This is a genomic window from Pseudoalteromonas sp. S2721 (assembly GCF_005887425.1).
In the GTDB taxonomy this organism is placed as follows: domain Bacteria; phylum Pseudomonadota; class Gammaproteobacteria; order Enterobacterales; family Alteromonadaceae; genus Pseudoalteromonas; species Pseudoalteromonas simplex.
Genome location: NZ_PNCZ01000011.1, coordinates 37,571 through 56,947, shown reverse-complemented (window position 1 = coordinate 56,947; position 19,377 = coordinate 37,571). Strand labels below are relative to the sequence as shown.

General features: G+C 41.5%; 14 protein-coding genes. 4 read left to right on the top strand and 10 right to left on the bottom strand.

Translation table 11 applies throughout. From position 1 onward, the window contains the following. Positions 1-260 precede the first annotated feature (260 nt). A complete protein-coding gene (gene suhB, locus CWC02_RS05310) occupies positions 261-1,064 on the top strand; it encodes an inositol-1-monophosphatase (protein WP_054552496.1) in 804 nt (267 codons plus the stop codon). A gap of 33 nt (positions 1,065-1,097) precedes the next feature. On the opposite strand, the gene CWC02_RS05305 is transcribed toward suhB, so the two are convergent. The 5 genes from CWC02_RS05305 to CWC02_RS05285 all read right to left on the bottom strand — a co-directional run bounded on the left by CWC02_RS05305 (position 1,098) and on the right by CWC02_RS05285 (position 7,100). After that, positions 1,098-1,928 (bottom strand): substrate-binding periplasmic protein, encoded by an 831-nt coding sequence (locus CWC02_RS05305; RefSeq protein WP_138616874.1) that lies wholly within the window; start codon positions 1,926-1,928, stop codon positions 1,098-1,100. Between the two features lie 83 nt (positions 1,929-2,011). Continuing rightward, positions 2,012-3,802, bottom strand: coding sequence for a GGDEF domain-containing protein (locus CWC02_RS05300; protein ID WP_054552494.1), 1,791 nt, complete (start codon positions 3,800-3,802; stop codon positions 2,012-2,014). Positions 3,803-3,889: 87 nt separating this feature from the next. Further along, positions 3,890-4,438 (bottom strand): hypothetical protein, encoded by a 549-nt coding sequence (locus CWC02_RS05295; RefSeq protein ID WP_054552493.1) that lies wholly within the window; start codon positions 4,436-4,438, stop codon positions 3,890-3,892. Between the two features lie 99 nt (positions 4,439-4,537). Beyond that, positions 4,538-5,494 carry a sugar-binding transcriptional regulator gene (locus CWC02_RS05290; RefSeq protein WP_138616872.1) on the bottom strand — a complete coding sequence of 319 codons (957 nt, stop codon included), beginning with the start codon at positions 5,492-5,494 and terminating at the stop codon, positions 4,538-4,540. 256 nt (positions 5,495-5,750) lie between these two features. Further along, positions 5,751-7,100: a carbohydrate porin gene (locus CWC02_RS05285; protein ID WP_171043818.1), complete on the bottom strand. Its 1,350-nt coding sequence runs from the start codon at positions 7,098-7,100 to the stop codon at positions 5,751-5,753. 596 nt (positions 7,101-7,696) lie between these two features. On the opposite strand from CWC02_RS05285, the gene CWC02_RS05280 reads away from it, so the two are divergent. Next, the gene (locus CWC02_RS05280; protein ID WP_138616868.1) at positions 7,697-9,409 is read left to right on the top strand and encodes a purine-cytosine permease family protein; all 1,713 of its coding nucleotides are present in this window, start codon (positions 7,697-7,699) and stop codon (positions 9,407-9,409) included. 17 nt (positions 9,410-9,426) lie between these two features. Continuing rightward, on the top strand, positions 9,427-10,923 hold the full coding sequence (locus tag CWC02_RS05275; protein WP_138616866.1) for a mannitol dehydrogenase family protein: 1,497 nt from the start codon (positions 9,427-9,429) through the stop codon (positions 10,921-10,923). 66 nt (positions 10,924-10,989) lie between these two features. Here the strand turns inward: CWC02_RS05275 and secF are convergent, their stop codons facing one another. From secF to queA, 5 genes are all read right to left on the bottom strand, one after another. Beyond that, positions 10,990-11,937, bottom strand: a complete 948-nt coding sequence (gene secF, locus CWC02_RS05270; RefSeq protein ID WP_054552488.1) for a protein translocase subunit SecF — start codon at positions 11,935-11,937, stop codon at positions 10,990-10,992. Between the two features lie 8 nt (positions 11,938-11,945). Beyond that, positions 11,946-13,805, bottom strand: a complete 1,860-nt coding sequence (secD, locus tag CWC02_RS05265) for a protein translocase subunit SecD (RefSeq protein ID WP_138616864.1) — start codon at positions 13,803-13,805, stop codon at positions 11,946-11,948. A gap of 22 nt (positions 13,806-13,827) precedes the next feature. Continuing rightward, positions 13,828-14,166, bottom strand: a complete 339-nt coding sequence (gene yajC / locus CWC02_RS05260) for a preprotein translocase subunit YajC (RefSeq protein ID WP_036973302.1) — start codon at positions 14,164-14,166, stop codon at positions 13,828-13,830. A gap of 29 nt (positions 14,167-14,195) precedes the next feature. After that, positions 14,196-15,323 (bottom strand): tRNA guanosine(34) transglycosylase Tgt, encoded by a 1,128-nt coding sequence (tgt, locus tag CWC02_RS05255; RefSeq protein ID WP_058583935.1) that lies wholly within the window; start codon positions 15,321-15,323, stop codon positions 14,196-14,198. Between the two features lie 138 nt (positions 15,324-15,461). Beyond that, positions 15,462-16,493, bottom strand: a complete 1,032-nt coding sequence (gene queA, locus CWC02_RS05250) for a tRNA preQ1(34) S-adenosylmethionine ribosyltransferase-isomerase QueA (protein ID WP_054552485.1) — start codon at positions 16,491-16,493, stop codon at positions 15,462-15,464. 214 nt (positions 16,494-16,707) lie between these two features. Here queA and CWC02_RS05245 point away from each other — a divergent pair, with 214 nt between their 5' ends. Further along, a complete protein-coding gene (locus CWC02_RS05245) occupies positions 16,708-19,218 on the top strand; it encodes a two-component system response regulator (protein ID WP_054552484.1) in 2,511 nt (836 codons plus the stop codon). The last annotated feature ends 159 nt before the right edge of the window (positions 19,219-19,377 follow it).

Sequence of the window (19,377 nt, the reverse complement as noted above, 5' to 3'; positions counted from 1 at the left end):
TCAGAATGCAAATTTCAAACTGACGGCTGACGGCTGACGGCTGACGGCTGACGGCTGACGGCTCAACGATATCTAACTTCTGACGACTAACCACTTCCTCTGACCACTAACCCCTTCTTCTGAAATTAAATCAATAACAAAATCAGAATCGTACAAAAAACAACCTAATTTATTCGAGTTTATTGTTTACTTTACGCTAGAAATCGCTAGAATACGCCGGCTTAAATATATTCGTTCTTTTACAACCCAAAGGTAATGCTATGCATCCAATGTTAAACATTGCGGTTCGCGCTGCGCGTAACGCAGGCAAAATTTTACTTCGCGCAAGTGAAGACTTATCAAAAGTTGATGTACAACAAAAAGGCACTAACGACTTAGTGACTAACATCGACAAAGAAGCTGAAGCCGCAATTCGTGACACTATTTTAAAATCTTACCCAGATCACACTATCGTAGGTGAAGAGCTTGGTGAGCATAAAGGTAAAGATGCAGATTACCAATGGATTGTAGACCCACTTGATGGCACAACTAACTTCATCAAGGGTATCCCTCATTTCGCAGTATCTATTGCACTTAAAGTTAAAGGTCGTTTAGATCAAGCTGTTATCTATGATCCAATCCGCGGTGAATTATTCACGGCTTCTCGTGGTCAAGGCGCACAGCTTAACAGCAAGCGTTTACGCGTAACTAAAACTAACGAGTTAGCAGGTTCTGTACTTGCAACTGGTTTCCCATTCAAACAAAAGCACCACTTAGACGCATACTCTGAAGCGTTTAAAGCACTTTTCGTGCACACTGCTGATATCCGCCGTGCAGGTTCTGCTGCATTAGATATGGCTTATGTTGCAGCGGGTCGTGTTGATGGTTTCTTTGAAATTGGCCTTAAGCCATGGGACACAGCAGCAGGCGAGCTTTTAGTTAAAGAAGCTGGCGGTATGGTTGTTGATTTCGCAGGTGGTATTAACTATAACCAAAGCGGCAACATCATTTGTGGTGCACCTAAGTTAACTCAAGCGATCATTCGTGAAATTCGCCCAGTGTTAACTGAGTCACTACTTCGCTAATAGCGGTTGTAATGTAAAAATGCAAAAAAGGAGCTAAGGCTCCTTTTTTTGTGGCTGAAAATAATCATTGTCGAGTTTTATCTCTATGACTTCACCTTCTTTAAATGGCAACTTAGCTAAGTCTTCAGCAAAGTAACTGGCAAATAATTGCTCAAATTCGCCCGAGCTTTTCATCATGTTGAGCCCTTTTAATAATACCTCAGCTAGTTCAGGCTTGTGGTTACTGACAAAAAAGTAAAATGCTGTTGGATAACTAATATAAAGGTTAGGCACTATAACCAGCTCGTCACTTTTGATTTGTTCCATTTCAGACATGACTTCAATAAACGAACGTGGAAAATAATCTACTCGCCCTCTAATCACTAAGTTAAACATCGCTTGATAATTTGCCAGTGGCCTGACTGTTAAGCCGTTTTGCGCAAGGATTTTTGTATCAGGCCAATCATGGCCTTGAATGGCACTAAACTGCGCTAAATCTTGTTTCGTTTTTACATCTTTAAAACGCGGTAGAAACGCTCGTTTAGTGAGTAATGCGCGTTTACCAATGTAGCCTTTAAACAGAGGTACTTTGACTGCTATTGCAAGGTGTTCTCGCTCGGGGCTTGTCATACTCCAAAACACATCGGCCTGCTTTTCATCGAGCATCAGCAAAGTGCGCTGTTGATGAGGGTGAACCAGAACTTCGTTGATTTCTGCTTGATAATTACTGGCGCGTAAAGCCGCTGCCAGCAATTCATGAAGGTAATAATCGCGTTTATAAAGTGGGCGTTGTTCAATCGCTAAATTGACCACATTTTTAGCTTCTGTGGTAAGGCTGTATCCTAGGCTTAGCAATACTAGGATTGCACTACATAGTCGCTTCATTGTTATTTTGTTTATTGTGTTTTTTTTAAGCTACACCCAGTTAAACAGGGACACAAGTAAAATTAAGCAAACTTAAAATTTCTTCATGAGCGGGCAGATATCGCTTCATCTTTATGGCTGCTTAAACGTACCACTGCGGGGGCTGGTCGGCTACGTTTACATACAAACAAGTGGCTACTCTGATAACGTTTGGCCTCTTTTTTCGCATCAGTTGCCAGCGCTGCGACTTGGTGGCTGTTAATACATAGCTCTAAATCAGGCTTAACTAAACCGATTGATAATGTAAGCAGTGGCACAAACTGCTTTTTACCTTCTCGATTGCTTGCCCAATAACCCCCTTGCTCAATATGTTCTGGTGTGAAAAAGGCCCGAGACTGCAGCTCAAACTTACTAATAATGTTATGGCAAACTTGCTCTGCATCATTTTTGTCAAACACCACCATAAAGTCATCACCGCCAATGTGCCCGACAAACCCTTTGCTAGTACTACAGGCCTCGACGATGACTTCAGCAAGTAATTTTATAACGCTGTCACCACTGGCATAACCGTACAGGTCATTGAATTGTTTGAAGTGGTTTAAATCAACGTATGCGAGTGAGAACGGATAATTATTACGAAGTCTCAGCTCAATTGCTTCGTTAATCGCGACATTACCCGGCAGCATAGTCAGCGGGTTGGCATGTTGTGCATGGCGGATTTTTTCTTCGGTAATGTGTTTTAAGATATTACGCAATGGCGCCAAACCTAAGTATTCACCATTTCGAGTGATCACAATATGGCGTCGAATATCAAACTCAAACTCGGTAATTTGCTGACTCACCGTATCGAGTAACTCGTTTTCGTCAACGATTAACGGCTGTTTATCCATTAAAGAAGTAACTGGCTGCTTATCATAAAGTGCATGGCCATAGGGAGCAGCAAACACTTCAGTGAGTTGATCTCGGTGTAATAAACCAACAGGAATATTGTGCTCTAATACGGCAAGACTAGTTAGCGTTTTATCTTGCTCAAAGATACTGTGGGCATCTTTACAGCGGGTTGTTGCTTCTATGCTGGCGTGCTCGACCGCCAACCAACCAATCGCCATAGACTGCTCAAAAGTATTGCTATTATCTGATGACTCTAAGTGCTTTAAGCAGTGAATATTTATTTCGTAACTTGGCTGTAAGCTCGGCCTTTCAAGTAAAAAGCCTTGTGCATGTTGCACACCTAAGCTTTCGAGTAAACGAAGCTCCTCTGCCCGTTCTATGCCTTCTGCGATAACTTGCGTATTGGTGGCTTTTGCAAGCTCTATAATTGACTTTAAAAACTCTTTTTTAACCACACTCTGATCGCAGTGGTCGATAAAGTAGCGGTCTATTTTTACAAACTCAGGGCATAGCTCAGACCACTGCTTTAAGCCCGAATAGCCAGCCCCTAAGTCATCAATGGCAATCGAAAAACCTAACTCACGATAATGAGCAATGGTTTTTAACAATAAAAAGCCATCATCGACTTTTTCTTGCTCTGTAACTTCAATTACTACCCGGTTAGTTGCAAGGCCAAAGTGTTCAACTAGGTGTAATGTTTCACCTTTAGGATGGCAAGGGTCGAGTAAGGTTTTAGGGCTTACATTTAAGAATAACTTGCCTTGTAAATTGAGTTTCACAAAGTTCTCAATTGCTCTACTGCGGCAAAGTAGCTCCAATTCAGAGATCTTATGGCAAGCAATTGCTGCGCTGAATAATGCACTCGGCATTTCTAATTCAGACCCTTTTGGGCCGCGGCTTAATGCCTCATAGCCCAAAATATGTTGATTAGAAATATCAAAGATAGGTTGAAACAAGGTCTCAATTGCACTGTTATCTAAGATCTGCTGTAGTTGTGCGTTCACCTTACACCTAGCGTTAGTAATACAAATAGGTGGGTAAATTATCAACCTTGTATGACAATTTTATGGCAAGGCTATGACGAGTGCAGACTACTCAATAGCGGTGATGAGCTCAAGTTGCTTAATGCGGGCAAAACTATCAGTCATTTTTAATTTAGCATTTTGGTAATCACTCGTAGCTAAATCAGCTTGTTGCGCTAATTTATAAACTGCAAGTGGATTAAGTAATAACTTTTGTGCGTGATAACAGCTTGGTGCAGCAAACTCAGGTAGTTCTGGCTCTACATTAATTGTCATTTCATTCTGCAATGCATCTGCGTCATCACTTTGTTGTTGAAACTCTGTTGCGTCTGCCAGCGCATGCAAACTTGCCTCACACTCTGGCAATTGTGCTTTTAGGTTTAAAAACAAACCTGTTGATGAAGTAATTAACTTGAACGTCAGGTCTTGTAATTGCTGAGCAGCTGATTGGTTTTGTAGTGCCTCTACAACTTGCCAAGCTAAACCTTGGTAGCTGTCGAACTGCTGCTGAAGTGTTACCTCAGGTGTTTGCTGTACTTCTGTCTGTTTTGGCTCTGGCTTATCTTCACAAGCACTGAGCATTAAAAGTATAAACACGCTAAACATCAGGTGTTTCATAATGTCTCCGAGAGTATAGTTAGACTCGTTTTTAAAAATCATAAACAGCTGTAAAACTGTCACTTGTTACCAATTTAGTCAGTTTAGTCATACCAAGACTTACCTCAGCAACAGTGCTTCTGCTGTTAGTTCATTTGTAATGAGACTATTGATCATTCCTGATTCGATCGCTCCTGCAATGGCTGGCACTTTACTGTCACCCGCAGCAATCCCAATAACACGTTTATCATTTGATGGAGAAAGTACCGCACTCGTCACGCGATTATTTATTTCTGATTCGACGAGATGACCTTCACTATCGAAAATCCAGCTAATTACTTCACCTGTTGCACCAATAGCGTCAAGCGCAGCTAGTTCATGCCGAGTAACAAAGCCGTCTAAATGAAGGGGAGAATTTATTCCTAAATCTCCAACACCAACAAATGAAACATCCGCTTGTGATGCCAGTTGATGTACATTTTTAACATGCGTTAATTGCTGCCAACCTGCTTTATCAGCTTCAGATTCTGCTATAACTGGAACTGGCATAGGGAAATGTTGCGCACCAACCCTTTCTGCAACATGAATAGCTACTTCATAGCGACTTGCTGAGCCATCCTGAGCAATATTTCCAACTAAAGATACAATACGATGGTGTGGGCATTGCATCGTAGGTAGCTCTTCTGCGCATGCGCGCAACACTCTTCCAGTACCAAACGCAATGATTTTTGCATGGCGCTGCTTTAGTTGTCTTTCAATTTCTGCGGCACCCGCTTGAGCCAAGCCAATGGTAGAATTAATATCGTTACTCTCGCTAGGCACCACTTCACAACTAAGCAAACCGTATCGATTTTGTAGCGCATCAGCAAGCTCCATACAGCGTCGAATTGGATGTTCTAATCGTACTTTTATTAACCCTTGAGATACTGCTAAAGCAACAAGCCTTTGCGCAGATTGGCGAGACGTATTAAGTTGCTTAGCTATTTCATCTTGTGTTTTACCAGCAACATAGTAGAGCCAGCCAGCCCTCGCTGCTTCCTCTAATTTTTGATTATCATTGCTAGGAATTGAAGCCATTTTATACGCCTGTTTGAACAATAAATGAGGTAAATGATTAGAAAAATCAGCTATTCAGCGGCTATTCTATACATAATCTGTCATGAATAACAATTTTAGGGTTCACACTCTAAACTAACAAGACACCTTACTAAATTTTGTTAAATATTAGTGAGGTGCCTATGTATTTCACAAAGAGACAATAACCGCAAGCCCTTCGCAACTGCACAACAAAAGTCGTGCACTCGCTGCCAAATAACGTCGGTTTAAGCTTTAACTAAAAATTAAAACTTAGCTGCAAACCTGCAATCATTGCATTCTCAGCATCATTATCACCATTAGGGTCGATGATATACTGAATACTAGGCATTAACTGTATTGCTGGGGTAACAACATAGTTATAATTTAACTCAATCGGGTACTCATGGTCTCTTACGATTACTTCATCATCTGAAAAATTCGCGTTATAAAAGCGCTGAGCATCATTAAGCTCATTACTCACACTGTTTAGGCCCACTGCAAAACCAATACGGTCGTGTGGTCTACTAACTAAAGGTGCATCAATATATCCGCCAAAAGCCAAAACTTCGCCTATAGCGCTGACACTTTGATCTGCGTGAATCATACTCGCAAAGATACGTAAGCCACCTCCTGAACTATTTCGAGTTAGCTGTTGTTCAATATTAAAATAAAATGCATTATCAGTATCTTCTATAGCGACCATATCACTTGTCGTGCCATCAGGGTAACCCGCATTATTGACTAATTTAGTTTTATCTAAACTGCTGCGGACAACGCCAAATCGATAATCTCCATCTAACCCATTCTTGTATTGGCGTTTATATTCCAACTCACCTACCAAGGTCGTGCCGTTAACCTCTCCTGATGTTGTTAATTTTAACCCTTGATTTAATGACATGGTTGCAGGATTTGCATCATAACTGCCTAGTTTAAAAAGCAAATTATCAGTGACTTTGTATGTTAGTTGCACGCCTAATGCACTGAGGGGGTCACCATACCAACTACTACTCAAATAATTGGATGAGCCACCACTGCAAAATGTTAGGTGCTGAAAGGCACAACTCATGGCAAAAAAATCAGCACTTGGGTAAATTCGACCCACTTTAATGCTAAGTTGATCTTCAAATAAATGCTGAGTTAGAGAGAATTGAGTTAAACGCGTTACATTGCCACGACCATAAATTTGTTGCGACTGCAGCAAAACTGGCAGGTTTGCTTTTTCATTAATAAGCTCGCCATTACGGTTGGTAAGCTCCACCTTAAATTCGGCACCCGACCAATTAAGCAATTTTTCTAAATTAAAGTAGCCACCGGCAAAAAACTGATCGGCATAAGCCGTTTCTGTACTTTCTCCCCCTTTTAAGTTGTGAGCTGCTTGACTGAAGTAGCCTAAGCGAACATCCACACCTTGCTCTGCTAGCTTATCTCTTGCCCCTAACCAACCGCCACTTAGATGGCTGTGAACATCAAAACTTTCATCTGCATAACCTGACTGAGAGTACAGCAACATAATGGCTGCGATAGATTTAAGCCGAGCGACGTTTAAATAGCGTTCACTTTCCCCTTTCCATGTACGACAAAACTTTGGTTGTTGATTTGTGTTCATATGCGTGTTCTCCATTTTAATTTGCCCTAGCTGATCAACATCTTAGTATTCAACGCCCAAGAAAGAGCAAATGACATAAATATGAGCATATTCCTAACGCAAAATATATTTGTCAACATCAAAAAATAGAGCTCAAATTCTAATTAAAAGAAATTAGAATCTGTGAAAGAGAAATTAAAATGGATAAAACTAATCCTCTTTCATGCGAACACCATTTCAGTAAAAATTAACCACACCCTATAACCAATTAAAAAATAACAACTTTACCAAGATTGATTTAATGAAGTTTTAATTTCAGAACAAGAGCAATTACTTCGACTTATTAATGACAATCAGCCGATTAAATAGACTGATTCATTAACATTGACAAACAGCAACCAAAATAGGATTATGCTCGCGTGCAACCCATTTGCCCAAACAGGAAGATTTACTTTATGTAAATACTCAATGACAACAATCATGGGCGTGTTGATTTTTGAAATTTTCTATTTATCTAATAAAAAGTTTAGTGTTAAACAATGAACACACAAATAAAGATGCAGTTAAGCTATTTGCTTACAAATCAGCATGCCTAAAAAGTACTGGGATCGTTACTTATGAATACTAATCATAAAGACCTAAACCATATAGAAGAAGAGCAATTACCTATTGCAAAACATAAGCTCAAAGGATGGAGACATTTTTTAGGTTTATACGCAGGAGAGCATGTTGCTGCTACTGAATTTGTATTTGGCGCAACCTTTGTCGCACTTGGCGCAACCATGACGGATATTCTGCTTGGCTTGCTAATTGGTAATATTCTCGCCGTGCTAAGCTGGACACTAATCACCACCCCAATTGCTGTTGAAACACGCCTGAGTCTATATACTTACCTTCAAAAAATAGCAGGAAACTCAATGACCCGGTTATATAACTGGGCGAACGTCATAATCTTTACGGTTATTTCTGCTGCTATGATCACCGTTTCTGCAACGGCTGTTCGCTTTGCACTTGATATTCCCGCGCAATTAAATTGGTATCCAACAAACGCATGGTTTGTCATGGTCGTTCTTGCCGTAGGCATTATCGTTGTATTGGTTGCTATGTATGGTTTTAACGCTGTATCGCAATTCTCAGGTATTTGTGCTCCGTGGTTATTTGTTATGTTCATCAGCGGTCCATTAGTACTCATGCCTGAACTTGCCAATTCGGTCATTGGTGAAACCTCTGTCTCGAGTTGGGGAGACTTCATGCACATTGGCAGTGTCTCTGTATGGACTGGGTTAGATGCCAATGGTGAGCCAGGCATAGGACTATTAGAAGTCATTGGTTTCTCTTGGGCAGCAAACACCATCACTCACTTTGGTTTAATAGACATGGCTCTGCTGCGTTACGCGAAGAAAAAAAGCTATGGCTTATGCACATCAGCCGGTATGTTATTTGGTCACTATATCGCTTGGATCTCTGCAGGCATTATGGGTGCGGGTACAGCAGTTTTGGTGAAAAAGTCGATTACTGAGCTAGATCCTGGCGATGTTGCGTTCCATGCACTTGGGTTATCTGGGTTAGTTATTGTTATTGTTGCAGGTTGGACTACAGCAAATGCAAACTTATACCGAGCTGGTCTTGCTGCACAAGCTATATTTAGTAACCTTTCGCGTACCAGAACGACATTTTTAGTGGGCATTGTTACTGTTTTAATTGCTTGCTTTCCATTTGTATTTACTAAGCTACTGCCACTTCTTACATACGCAGGACTTTTAGTCGTACCTGTTGGCGCTATCGTTTTTGCTGAACATTTTTTATTTCCAAAGATAGGTCTAACTCGTTATTGGGTCACCTACAAAAAGCTTGAGCATAGCTCTGCGGCTGTTATTGCGTGGGCACTTGGCCTAGTGTTCGGATTTACACTAAACGCGATCAATATAATCCCATTCTACTACCTTTTCTTACCAACTTGGGTATTCAGTATTGTCGTATATATTTTATTAGCAAAACGCAATGGCGCTGCGCAGAAGTATCCTGAAGAAGAAGCAGAGCTAGCTAATTTTGATAAAAAAGTAGAAAGATTTCACGCCGAACAAGCAGCCAATGAGCCAGGATTTATTCTTGATCAGCGCCTGTTAACCAAAGTACTCACTGCGGTTGCTTGGTTAAGTCTAGGTGTTACTGTGGTGCTAGCAGCAAATGCCATGTTCAACTCACCAGATGTTGCTTCCTATGAACACAATAGAACGTTATTTTTCAATAGTGGATTCGCTTGTACCATCATTTACTTCGCGAGTGCGTATTGGGCTATGCAGCGTAAAAAACAATTTTCAGCCGTTTAACTGCTCGGGGGCAAAACATGAGCGCACTTTCTTTAAATAACTCAACACTGAGCTCTTTTCCTACATCTATATCAGTGCCGCGTTATAACCGACAATCACTAAAAGCTGGGATTGTCCATGTTGGTGTGGGCGGGTTTCACCGCTCTCATCAAGCTTTCTATACTGATAACTACATCAACCATACTGGCGATCTAAGTTGGGGCATTTGCGGTATAGGCTTACGCGAGGCTGATCGGGCTATTAAGCAATCTTTAGAAGCACAAGATTATCTGTACTCACTATTGGTAAAGCACCCAAATGGCAAAACTGATACGCAAATAATTGGCTGTTTAACCGATTTTCTCTTAGCGCCAGATGATCCAGAAGCTGTTATAAATAAAATGGCCGCTGAGGAAACCCAGATTGTTTCATTAACAATAACCGAAGGGGGTTATAACTATGATCCATCAACCGGCGAGTTCGATTTTTCAAACCCCGATATACAACATGACTTAGCAAACCCAAACAAGCCAAAGCTGATTTTTGGCTACCTTGCTGCTGCTTTAGATCGCCGCAGAAAGAGTGGTCAAAAACCGTTTACAGTTCAGTCTTGTGATAATGTTCAACACAACGGTGATGTCATACGAAAAATGTTAGTTACTTACATTAGTTCATATGACTCAGAGCTTGCTGATTGGGTCGCAAATCAAGTTAGCTTCCCTAATGCAATGGTCGACCGTATTACGCCTGCAACCACAGATAAAGATATGGCTCTAGCAGAACAGCTGGGAGTGATTGATTCATGGCCTGTCACGTGTGAGCCTTTTCACCAATGGGTCATCGAGGATAAATTTTGTCAACAACGCCCAGCTTGGGAGAAAGTAGGTGCGCAAATAGTCAATGATGTAACGCCTTATGAAACCATGAAAATTCGCTTATTAAATGCAAGCCATACTGTTATGGGAATACTCGGATCTTTGCGTGGCTATCAAACCATAGAGCAAACAATTTCAGATCCCTTATTTGCTACAGTGGTAAGCAACTTCATGGATAACGAAGTAACACCGATTTTAGATGACGTGCCTGGTATTGATCTAAGTGATTATAAGCGAACACTGATAACTCGATTTGCAAACCCTAACATCAAGGATAGCCTTGCACGAATTTGCTCTCAAAGCGCAAGTAAAGTCTCCACCTTTTTAGTACCTACGATAGTAGAGAACCTTAAAATTGGTGGGAATGGTGCGATTGCTAATTTAGTAATTGCAGCTTGGTGCTTATACAGCGACACGCATTCGTCTCAACAAGGTCAGCCTTTAGAGGTTATCGATGATATGGCTGAAACATTACAGCAGGCTGCTCATGCATCACGCATTTCACCACTTGCTTTTCTTGAGCAACCGAGCATTTTCGGCTCAATTATTGAGAACGAGTCATTTTGTAATGAATATAAATATTACATCAGCCAACTCTATGCGGGAGTGGCAATTGAGCAGATTATGGAGGCGGTGTTAAGTAGTTATAAGGCCAAGTAGTATCAGGCAGAGTAAGTTTAAAAATAAAAAAAACCGCCCTAGGGCGGTTTCTTTTTGTATCACTGATTAAGGCATAGGATCGAGATCCGCGCCTTCTTTTTCAATTACTTCAGGAATTAAGTCTTCTTTACTTACACCCATTGCAATTGCTACAGCTGAAGCAACATAAACAGATGAATAAGTACCGATGAACACACCAAATAGTAATGCGGTTGCGAAACCGTGGATCGTTTGACCACCCCAGCCAAATAACGCAATCAATACTAGGATAGTGGTGATTGATGTTACTAGGGTACGGTTTAACGTTTGCGTTAATGAAATATCGATAATTTCAATCGTGTCATCAATGCGCACTTTACGGAAGTTTTCACGGATACGGTCAGATACAACGATGGTATCGTTGAGTGAGTAACCTATTACCGCCAAAATCGCCGCAAGAATCGTTAAGTCAAACTCTAGGCCTAGTACTGAGAATAAGCCTAGTGTGATGATAACGTCGTGTAATAGTGCTGATACAGCACCTACCGCAAAACGCCATTCAAAACGAAACGCCACGTAGATCAAGATACAGATAAGCGCAGTTAACATGGCAAGGCCACCCTGCTCTTTTAGATCTTCACCAACACTTGGGCCAACAAATTCGATACGACGCATTTCTACTGTCGACTCAACTTTTTGTAATGCCGTAATGATTTGGTTGCCAATTACTTCTGCTTTTACGCCAGCACCTTGCGGAGCAAGACGCACTAGAATTTCTTTACTTGAGCCAAACAGTTGCACTGAGAAATCTTCAAAGCCACTTTCAGTGATTGCATCACGTACTTCTTTAAGATCAGGTGCTTGTGTAAAGCCTACCTCAACAGCGGTACCGCCAGTGAAGTCGAGACCAAAATTTAAGCCTTTAGTAAAAAACGACACGAAAGAAGCCAAAATCAACAAAGTTGATAATGTCATGGCAAACTTTCTTAACTTCATAAACGGGAGTGTTTTACCACCGAGTTTTAAAATTTGCATGCTGACTCCTAAATCGACAACTTATCAATACGCTTACCGCCAATGAACAAGTTGATTACCGCACGGGTACCAACAATGGCTGTAAACATAGAGGTGATAATACCAATCGCTAGCGTTACTGCGAAACCAGCAATAGGACCTGTACCCACTGCAAATAGAATCACTGCTGCGATAAGCGTTGTGATGTTAGCATCTAAAATGGTGCTAAACGCGCTGTCGTAACCAAAATGAACGGCTTGTTGTGGACTACGGCCATCAGCAAGTTCTTCACGAATGCGTTCGAAGATAAGTACATTGGCATCAACCGCCATACCGACGGTTAATACGATACCTGCAATACCCGGTAACGTTAACGCAGCACCCGGAATAAGCGACATCACACCAACAATTAATACTAGGTTGGCACCCAGAGCGATATTCGCCACCATGCCGAAACCTTTGTAGTAAATAAGCATAAATACCAGTACAAACACGAAACCAAGCACAACGGCAGTCATACCCGCTTCGATGTTCTCTTGACCTAGGCTTGGACCTACCGTGCGCTCTTCAACGATTTGAATTGGCGCAACCAGTGCACCAGCACGAAGTAATAGGCTAAGGTTGTGTGCTTCAGCTGGGTTATCGATGCCTGTAATACGGAATGAACGGTCAAGACGCGCTTGAATGGTCGCCACGTTAATCACTTCTTCAACTTTAATTGGCGGAAGTGCTTTACCGTTTTCATCTGTTTTACCTGATGGCTTGTATTCGATAAATACTGTAGCCATGCGTTTACCGATAGCACGCTTAGTGAACGCATTCATTTTTGCGCCACCTTTGCTATCTAGCGTAATACTAACTTGTGGACGTTGATACTCATCCATACCTGATTGCGCGCCAGTGATGTGGCTACCTTCAAGAATGATGCGCTGCTTAAGAACCACTGGGTAACCTTCACGCGCCATGATCATTTCTGTACCAGGCGGTAAACGGCCTTGAAGCGCTGCACTTGCATCTGCGTTTTCGTCAACTTCACGGAACTCTAGAGTTGCTGTTGCACCTAGAATCTCTTTAGCACGCGCTGTATCTTGTACACCCGGAAGTTGCACGATGATACGCTCAGCACCTTGGCGCTGTACGTTAGGCTCTGCAACACCGATTTGGTTAATACGGTTACGGATAATTGTTTCATTTTGTTTGATAGCGTAGTCACGAATTTCTTTTAGCTTTTGCTCGCTCATGCTCACGTAAAAAGCATTGTCGCTGCTGCTATCATCAACGTAAACGTTTAATGGGTAACGTGTTGATAAGAAACGTTCTGCTGCGTCTTTATCTTCTTCGTTACGCATTTCAACACGTAATCGCTCGCTGTTCGCTACACGGCGAATAGTGCGATAACGTAGTTTTTCTTCACGTAAGTCACTTTTGAAATCTTGTTCCATTTGCTCAAGCTGAGTATCAACCGCCGTCGCCATGTCGATTTCCATAGTAAAGTGAACACCACCGCTTAAATCTAGGCCTAGTTTCATTGGGTTACCACCCAGTGACTTTAACCACTCTGGTTGAGCAGGTGCCATATTGATTGCAGAGATATAATCTTCACTAAGGGAATCACGCAGTAGATCTTGCACTTTTAGTTGGTCTTCAACATTCTTAAAACGAACGAGGATTTGTCCATCTTCAAGTTTGCTTGATTTAACAGTAACGTTATGTTCTTTGAGAGTCGCATTTACTTTATCGAGTACGCTGAGGTCAGCATCAGTACCTTTAGTGCCCGATACTTGTATGGCTGGGTCTCGGCCATACAAGTTAGGAGAGGCATATAAAATACCAACGACTAACACTACAAGAACAAGTAAATACTTCCATAATGGAAACTTGTTTAACACGTGTGAGTCCTTATTTTTATTGTTATAGCGACTTCATAGTGCCTTTTGGCAATACTGCAGAAACAGCTGATTTTTGTACTGTTACTTCTGCTTGGTCGTTTAATGAAATCACGATGAAGTCTTTGTCATCAGCGATTTTAGCAATCTTACCTACTAAACCACCTTGCGTTAGTACTTCGTCGCCTTTCGCCATTGCGCTCATTAGGGCTTTATGCTCTTTTACACGCTTAGCTTGTGGACGGTAGATTAAGAAATAAAATACCAGACCGAAAATACCCAACATGATTAGCATTTCCATGCCACCACCTGCTGGTGCTGCACCTGCCGCACTTGCGTGGGCGTTTGAGATGAATAAACTCATTTCACTTCCTCTTTAATTTTTCTAAAAATTTAATCTGATGTATCTGCAAGCTCTGGCACTTCTTGGCCGCGGCGTGCATAAAAATCTGCAACAAATTCGTCTAGTTTGCCATTACTGATGGCATTACGTAAGCCTTCCATCACGCGTTGATAATAACGTAAGTTGTGAATCGTGTTTAGACGCGCGCCTAAGATTTCATTACATTTATCAAGATGATGCAAGTATGCACGTGAATAGTTTTTACACGTATGACAATCACACTCAGGATCCAATGGACCGGTGTCTGTTTTATGTACTGCATTACGAATTTTCACAATGCCGCCAGTTACGAATAAATGACCGTTACGTGCGTTACGCGTAGGCATTACACAGTCAAACATATCGATACCACGGCGAACCGCTTCAACTAAGTCTTCTGGTTTACCAACGCCCATTAAGTAACGAGGCTTGTCTTCAGGCATTTTGTAAGCACAGTGGTCAAGAATGTTGATCATCTCGTTTTTCGGCTCACCGACCGATAAACCACCTAATGCATAACCATCAAAGCCGATTTCTTCTAGGCCTTTTTGCGATTGTGCACGAAGCTCAGGGTACATACCACCTTGGATAATACCAAACAGCGCAGCTGGGTTATCACCATGACCTTCTTTTGAGCGTTTAGCCCAACGAAGTGACAACTCCATAGAATCTTTCGCTTCTTTTTCAGTCGCAGGGTATGGCGTACATTCGTCAAAGATCATCACGATGTCAGAGCCTAGATCACGCTGAACTTGCATCGCTTTTTCTGGCGAAAGCATGATTTTTTCACCATTAACGGGTGAGCTGAACATCACGCCTTCTTCTGTGATTTTACGCATTGCGCCTAAGCTGAATACTTGGAAACCGCCTGAATCAGTTAGGATTGGACGATCCCAATTCATAAAGTCGTGTAAGTCACCGTGCTGCTTAATGATTTCTGTACCAGGACGCAGCATTAAGTGGAAAGTGTTACCTAGGCAAATTTGTGCACCAGTATCTTTCACTTCGTCAGGCGTCATACCTTTTACAGTACCGTAAGTACCTACCGGCATAAATGCTGGCGTTTCTACAACACCACGTTCAAAAATCAAGCGGCCGCGGCGCGCTTTACCGTCAGTGCGGTCTAATTCAAATTTCATATTATCCTCAGTGTCGGAAAAACAGTCCAACAAGCTATAATTTAACCGCTCGATTCTACCCTGTTTGCAGGTTTATTACTATTAATTGAGCTAAATTCGAAAATAAAAAGCCCAGTTCAAAAACTGGGCTTTTTAACGTTATTTGCGCGTTAAGAACATCGCATCACCATAACTAAAGAAGCGATACTTCTGCTCAATAGCCGTATGGTAAGCACCCATTATGTTCTCTTGGCCTGCAAAGGCACTTACTAACATGATTAACGTTGATTCAGGTAAATGGAAGTTTGTCACCATGGCATCAACCACATTGAACTGATAACCCGGATAAATAAAGATATCGGTATCGCCAAAGTAAGTATCTAGTTTGCCGCCGTGCACTTTAGCTGCTGACTCTAATGAGCGGACTGATGTAGTCCCTACAGCGATTACACGACCACCTTTTGCTTTCGTTTCGGCTACCGCTTTAACCACTTCATCTGGTACTTCGATGTACTCTGAGTGCATAACATGCTCATCAACTGAGTCAACGCGTACAGGCTGGAATGTACCAGCGCCCACGTGCAAGGTCACAAAGGCCATGTTAATGCCCTTGTCTTTTAAGGCTGCCATTAATTTATCATCAAAATGCAGGCCAGCTGTTGGCGCGGCTACGGCACCTGGCTTTTCACCATAAACAGTTTGATAACGCTCACGATCTGACTCATTATCAGGGCGGTCAATATAAGGTGGTAATGGCATATGACCGATGTCGTTTAGGATATCGAGTACATTTTCGTCTTTGGCAAATTCAAGCTCAAAAAGCTCGCCATGACGCGCAACCATGGTTGCTTCTGCTTTACCTTCTAGAATGATTTTTGAGCCTGGTTTTGGCGATTTACTAGCTCGTACATGCGCAAGCACACGGTGTTCGTCAAGTACACGCTCTACTAACACCTCAAGCTTACCGCCTGATTCTTTTTGCCCAAACATGCGAGCAGGGATCACTTTGGTGTTATTAAAAACTAATAAGTCATTTTCATTAACGAGCGATAAAATATCACTAAATACTTTATGCTCAACTTGCCCTGATGGGCCATCAAGCGTCAGTAAACGACTGCTAGTTCGATCTGCTTTCGGAAAACGAGCAATTAATTCATCAGGAAGGTCAAAGCTAAAATCAGCTACGCGCATAGAGCATATCTCTCATTAATAAAAACGCGTCAAGTTTACTCTGATACGCCTACTACCTCAAGCAAAGCCCTAGACCAAGTGAATGGCCGTTTACAGGTTTACACACTTAAGTGCTTATTAACCGCTTTTAGGTAAAGTTTGCTTGTAGATTAGGCAAAATGTCATTATTCTAGCCTATTCAATAAACATGGGTTAGGTAAGAGGTAGTAGCGCCATGGCAAAGCAGTTGAAACTGCTAATTTTAAACGCAAGCGTTGCTGAGCGTGAAACAATTAAGACCACATTAAACAAACTTAATGTCTTCACGTTTATCGAAGCCAGTGACTCTCAAGATGCGCTAAAAATTCTTAAAAGCCATCCAGTGGATATTATCATTACCGGTCTTGAGGTTGGTAAGATTGATGGTTGGCGTTTTTCGCGCATGATCCGTTCAGGGTTATTAAAAACACCAAAAAACACACCTATTTTACTTACTCCACCAATTTATTGTGAACGTATAGCCGAAACCACGGCTCGCAGCTATGGCATTGATGCCGTATTGCCATTTGAACGCCAAGATATGCTGCCGCAAATGTTAGCCAACGTGTTATCAACCCATCTTGAGAAAAGTAGTCGCCTTAATTTATTGCTACTTGAAACCGATAGTCGCAAAGCAAAAGATATTAGCGAGCAGCTTAAACTCAGTTTTGCTATTACTCACACCACGTCTACAAAAGCGACGCTAGCTACTTTTTTACAACAAAAATTTGCCATTGTATTGATTGACGCCACCGAGTCTCATTCTGATACCGCAGCTGGGTTAATTAGCGAAATATTACAACACAACCCAAAACAAGCGATTGTAACCATCATTGATAACAATGATGCAGATTACGCGGAGCAGTTGTTACTTTCTGGCGTTACTGATTTTATTCGCGCCCCTTACGATCACTCTTTATTAAGCAAAGTGTGTGACCACGCTGCTCGTCGTGAAGATTTCATGGTGAGCTACGCAGAGTTTGCACAAAAAGTAGAACAACTAAGCCAAAGTCAAAGCCGTTATAAAGAGCTGTTTTCTGCCCACCAACGTATTTTATTACACCTAAATACGGTGGTACTTGAGTTTAACCAAGAGGGTAATATTCGCTTTATTAACCCAGCTTGGGAGCATTTAACGGGCTATGGCATTAAATCTAGTTTAGCAAAGTCACTAACAGACTTTTGCTTACCGGAGTGCAAAACAAAGCTACAAGATACCATTCAGCGTATTTTGCTTGGTGGTGAGCAACAGCAACAGGTCGAGATCCAGCTAAAACATAAAAATGGTAATGCCATTTGGGTTGAATGTCGCTTACAACTAATAAAAAATAGCCAAAACTCAGCGACTATTACCGCCACTATCGATAACATTCATGAGCGTAAACAGGCAGAGCTACAACTTCGTCATTTAGCCTTGCACGATACGCTCACAGAGCTGCATAACCGTTATTACTTTGACCAACAATTACAACGTATTTGTAAGGCCAAGTACACCAGTAACGATACCGAGCATGCGCTGATTTATATCGACTTAGATCACTTTAAAATCATCAACGACAGTAAAGGTCACCAACAAGGCGACATCGTTCTAAAAGAAGTTGCTCAGTTATTTACGGCGAATATCAGTGATGAGCACTTAGTGTGCCGCATCGGTGGTGATGAATTCGCCGTGATCTTAAAAAATACGAACCTACTCGATGCACACTTGGTTGCAGAAAGCATTTGCATGGCGATTGAAAAACACCGTTTTCATTCAGAAGGCCAAGAGTACTCAATTAGCTGTTCAATTGGTTTAACACAAATCACTGAGCAAAATAACGATCCAAGTGAATGCTTAAAACAAGCTGATATCGCTCTTTATGTAGCAAAAAGCTTAGGACGTAACCTCGTTCATTGCTACTCTAAAGAAGACTCCAGCCACAATAGCTTACAAGCGGGTTTAGAGTGGGGGCACAGTATTCGTCAGGCATTACAGCACGATGCTATCGAGCTTCACTATCAGCCTATTTGGGACTTTAAGCGCGGCCATGTTGCCTATTTTGAAGCGCTATTACGCTTAAAATTAAACGATGAAATTGTTTACCCAAATCAATTTATCCCAGCTCTTGAACTTCTAAACGATACATTTTTAATGGATCAATGTGTTATTCGTAATGCAATTAAGAGTGTTGCCGAGTACCCGGAGCTCAATCAAATAGCAATTAACTTATCAGCACAGTCGTTTTTAGATGAACGCTTACTGCCTCATATAGAGTCGAGCTTAAAAGAATATGCTGTTGAACCAACACGTATCATTTTTGAGATCACAGAGTCTGCGAGTATTAATAACCTCGTTGCAACCCGTGCCATGATCGAGCGTTTGAACGGCTTAGGGTGTCACTTCTCAATTGATGACTTTGGTACAGGCTTTAGTACCTTCAACTACCTTAAACAATTACCGGCTCAACATGTAAAAATTGATGGTTCATTTGTTCGCGACATGCTGAACGACCCAATCGATTTAGCGCTGGTAAAAGCAATTAATGATATTAGCCGTTCCCTTGATAAACGCTCTGTTGCTGAATATGTTGAAAATCAAGAGATATTTTTAGCGCTAAAAGATATCGGCGTAGATTATGGGCAAGGTTACTTCATTGCTCGCCCGATGCCTGTTGAAAAAATAACGGCTGAACTTAAAAAAATATCTGAAAATAATCTGTTTAACTAACAATTATCTAGCCTATTTAGAGCAAAGCTTGATACATTTTTAAACATTTTTTCTAAGAAATTTTGCTTCCATACTGACAATACTCATCTATACTTAAATCCACAGCAAGGTTAAATGTCGTGTTTTTATGGTGATTATCCATAATAAACATGACATTAC

What these genes read in the sequence shown, in the direction of transcription:
- tgt (WP_058583935.1), bottom strand. Translation starts at nt 15,323, where the DNA reads ATGAAATTTGAATTAGACCGCACTGACGGTAAAGCGCGCCGCGGCCGC.
- CWC02_RS05295 (WP_054552493.1), bottom strand. Translation starts at nt 4,438, where the DNA reads ATGAAACACCTGATGTTTAGCGTGTTTATACTTTTAATGCTCAGTGCT.
- CWC02_RS05285 (WP_171043818.1), bottom strand. Translation starts at nt 7,100, where the DNA reads ATGAACACAAATCAACAACCAAAGTTTTGTCGTACATGGAAAGGGGAA.
- queA (WP_054552485.1), bottom strand. Translation starts at nt 16,493, where the DNA reads ATGCGCGTAGCTGATTTTAGCTTTGACCTTCCTGATGAATTAATTGCT.
- secF (WP_054552488.1), bottom strand. Translation starts at nt 11,937, where the DNA reads ATGCAAATTTTAAAACTCGGTGGTAAAACACTCCCGTTTATGAAGTTA.
- yajC (WP_036973302.1), bottom strand. Translation starts at nt 14,166, where the DNA reads ATGAGTTTATTCATCTCAAACGCCCACGCAAGTGCGGCAGGTGCAGCA.
- CWC02_RS05245 (WP_054552484.1), top strand. Translation starts at nt 16,708, where the DNA reads ATGGCAAAGCAGTTGAAACTGCTAATTTTAAACGCAAGCGTTGCTGAG.
- suhB (WP_054552496.1), top strand. Translation starts at nt 261, where the DNA reads ATGCATCCAATGTTAAACATTGCGGTTCGCGCTGCGCGTAACGCAGGC.
- CWC02_RS05305 (WP_138616874.1), bottom strand. Translation starts at nt 1,928, where the DNA reads ATGAAGCGACTATGTAGTGCAATCCTAGTATTGCTAAGCCTAGGATAC.
- CWC02_RS05290 (WP_138616872.1), bottom strand. Translation starts at nt 5,494, where the DNA reads ATGGCTTCAATTCCTAGCAATGATAATCAAAAATTAGAGGAAGCAGCG.
- CWC02_RS05275 (WP_138616866.1), top strand. Translation starts at nt 9,427, where the DNA reads ATGAGCGCACTTTCTTTAAATAACTCAACACTGAGCTCTTTTCCTACA.
- CWC02_RS05280 (WP_138616868.1), top strand. Translation starts at nt 7,697, where the DNA reads ATGAATACTAATCATAAAGACCTAAACCATATAGAAGAAGAGCAATTA.